General features: G+C 60.4%; 2 protein-coding genes. Both read left to right on the top strand.

The annotated features are described in order from the left end of the window. The first annotated feature begins 603 nt into the window (after positions 1 to 603). Positions 604 to 1,758, top strand: coding sequence for a KamA family radical SAM protein (locus DTF_RS24345; RefSeq protein ID WP_035058019.1), 1,155 nt, complete (start codon positions 604 to 606; stop codon positions 1,756 to 1,758). After that, a complete protein-coding gene (locus DTF_RS0117965) occupies positions 1,755 to 3,056 on the top strand; it encodes a pyridoxal phosphate-dependent aminotransferase (RefSeq protein ID WP_226989415.1) in 1,302 nt (433 codons plus the stop codon). Before DTF_RS24345 ends, DTF_RS0117965 begins: the two co-directional genes overlap by 4 nt. Positions 3,057 to 3,169 lie beyond the last annotated feature (113 nt).

Raw genomic sequence — 3,169 nt, forward strand, 5'->3', positions numbered from 1 at the left:
CCCAGCCGCACCAAGCCACGCAATTTTTTGCAGCGTTTTCGAACCTGATGAATCGTTTCATGTACGTCCAACTCTTCGTCCTCAACCTCTGCAATCGCTTTGTCTATCTGCTCGCAGGCAATCCGCCGGATTCCGTTGGCAGTCGTTTCCCCTGTTGTGAATTTGTAGCCCATCCTCTGCCCCTTGCGCTCAGGTCTCTGTCATGCCGTGAGTATTATTATATCAAGGTTTATATCAAGGTTGGTTTTCGGCTTCGGTTCGGCGGCAGGGATGGTGCCCATTTTTCGAAAAGACGTCTTGCTGAAATCAGCAAAGATCGAAAGCTTAAGGCCAATTCCTATATCTCCTCCTTTTGGGATCATTTGCCATATTCCAAAAAACTGTTATAGATTTCACATAGAGATTTCGTCATCGATTTGTCGCCGCGCAGGAACAACCGGGATTAAATGCTACCACCGTCGCTTCGATCAAAGCATGCAGCGGCGGAACTCCAATTCCTCTGATCCACAAGCTGAATTTCGCCTCCCACCCGAACGTTTTCTTATATTCGGGCATTCCGGCAGCTTCCCCCCGAGCCGAAACCCGACAACGGAGGAGACGGTCATGCCAAAGTATCGTTATATCACCAGGATCAGCCAGATTCCCCACAATCACGGCCTTCCGGAGGTGCGCCGCCGCCACATGGAGGCAGTGACCCGGCGGTATTTGTTCCGCAGCAACGAGTATTACCAGTCGCTCATAGACTGGAACGATCCGAACGATCCGCTCCACCGGATCGTCATGCCGCATATCGGAGAGCTCCAGGAATGGGGACGGCTAGATGCCTCCCGGGAGTCGGACTTCGTGGTCGCCCCGGGGCTTGAGCACAAGTACCGCAACACGGTCGTCCTGCTGGTCAATGACGTCTGCGGCGGCCTCTGCCGCTTCTGCTTCCGAAAACGCCTGTTCCTGAAAGGGAATGCCGAGGTGGCGCGCGACGTTGCCCCAGCTCTCGATTACATTCGCCGTCACCCCCAGATCAATAATGTTCTCGTGACCGGCGGCGATCCCCTTCTGCTCTCCACTCGAAAACTGGAGAAGATTCTGACCGAGCTGCGGTCCATCGATCACGTCCGCATCATCCGGATCGGCACTAAGATGCCGGTTTTCAATCCGCACCGCATCCTCGACGACCCTGCCCTGCCCGCCCTGCTGCGCCGTTGCTCCTCCCCCGGGCGACCGATTTACCTGATGGCCCACGTCAACCACCCCAGAGAGCTGACGGACGAGGCGGTCCGCGCCTTTCACCTGCTGCAGAAAAACGGAGTCTCCCTCATGAACCAGACCCCGCTGATCCGGGGGGTCAATGACGATCCGGCGGTCCTGGGAGAACTTTTCAATGTTCTCTCCTATCTGGGGATCTCCCCCTATTATGTTTTCCAGTGCCGGCCCACCGCGGGTAATGCCGAGTACGTCCTCCCCCTGGAGGAGGCGTACCGCATCTTCGCGGCGGCGCAGCGCGGCTGCTCGGGGTTGGCCCGGCGCAATCGCTTCGTCATGTCGCACAACAGAGGCAAGATCGAAGTGGTCGGGCTGGACGGGGAGCGGATCTTCTTCCGCTACCACCGGGCGGCCCTGGCCGAGGACGAGGGGCGTTTTCTCGTTTGCCGACGCAACTCGCGGGGGTACTGGTTTGACGACTTCGAGGAGGAACGGGCGACTCCGGCCTACGATCCGGACCCCCTGGTGAGTGGTTATATCCGGAGTCATCTGGCATGAAGGGATCGGGCAACGGACAGACAATGGAGGGGGCGCCGCTGAACCGCAATGTCCGGGGCGTGCCGCTGTCGGCCACCCTGGCGATCAACGAACTCAGCAGCCGCCTGATCGCCGAAGGGAAGCAGATCTTCAGGCTGGGTCTCGGCCAATCCCCGTTCCCCGTCCCCATGCAGGTCGTCGAGGCGCTGCGGGCCAATGCCCATCAGAAGAACTATCTGCCGGTGCGCGGGTTGCCGGCCCTGCGCGAGGCAGTGGCGGATTACTACAACCGGCGCCAGCAACTCAGCGTCAGGAGCGAAAACGTCCTGGTCGGACCCGGCTCCAAGGAGCTGATGTTTATCCTCCAGTTCGTCTATGACGGCGAAATCCTCATCCCGACCCCCAGTTGGGTCTCTTATGCGCCGCAGGCCCATCTCATAGGCAGGCCCGTCCGCTGGCTGCCGACCCGCGCGGAAGACGGCTGGCTGCCGACCCCGGAGGAAATAGACAACTTCTGCCGCAAGGAGCCGGGCAGACCTCGCCTCCTTATCCTCAACTACCCAAACAACCCCACCGGATGCACTTACTCGGCCGGCCAACTGGCGACGCTCGCCGAAACGGCCCGCAAGCACAAACTAATGCTGCTCTCGGATGAGATCTACGGGGAGTTGAACTTTACCGGCGGCCACGTTTCCATCGCGCGCTTCTACCCGGAGGGGACGATCATCAGCGGCGGTCTCAGCAAGTGGTGCGGCGCCGGCGGATGGCGGCTGGGAACCATGACCTTTCCCGACGTCCTCGACTGGCTGAAGGAGGCAATGGCGGCGGTCGCCAGCGAAACCTACACTTCGACCAGCGCCCCGATCCAGTTCGCCGCGGTCGAGGCTTTCCGCGGCGGCATCCGCATCGAGCGCTACTTGTGGCATTCGCGCCGGATTCTCGGCGCTCTTGCGGAAAATTGTCGACGGCAGATGTCCGATGCAGGCCTGCAGGTTGCCACGCCGCAGGGAGGCTTCTATCTCTTCGCCGACTTTTCGCCGCGTGGGAAACGCCTGCGGGCCAAGGGCGTCCATACGAGTGACGAACTCTGCCTGCGGTTGATGGAAGAGACCGGCGTGGCCATCCTCCCCGGAAGCGCGTGCGGGCGTCCGGAGGAGGAGCTGACGGCGCGCCTCGCCCTGGTCGACTTCGACGGAGCAAGGGCGTTGGCGGCCGCCGAACAGCTGCCGCAGGATGAGGGGATCAGGGAGGATTTCCTGGAGGCTTACTGCGGCAGGGTGATGACGGCAATGACGAGGCTCTGCGAGTGGATGGACTGAAGAGGGACGGACCCACTCTGCCGACGGAGGACCAGAAAAAAAAAGGCTTGCCGTCTCTGGCAAGCCTTTGAATTTTTATTGGCGCGCGATGCAGGATTCGAACCTGCGACCTT

This window comes from Desulfuromonas sp. TF, from assembly GCF_000472285.1.
Taxonomy (GTDB): domain Bacteria; phylum Desulfobacterota; class Desulfuromonadia; order Desulfuromonadales; family ATBO01; genus ATBO01.

What these genes read in the sequence shown, in the direction of transcription:
- DTF_RS24345 (WP_035058019.1), top strand. Translation starts at nt 604, where the DNA reads ATGCCAAAGTATCGTTATATCACCAGGATCAGCCAGATTCCCCACAAT.
- DTF_RS0117965 (WP_226989415.1), top strand. Translation starts at nt 1,755, where the DNA reads ATGAAGGGATCGGGCAACGGACAGACAATGGAGGGGGCGCCGCTGAAC.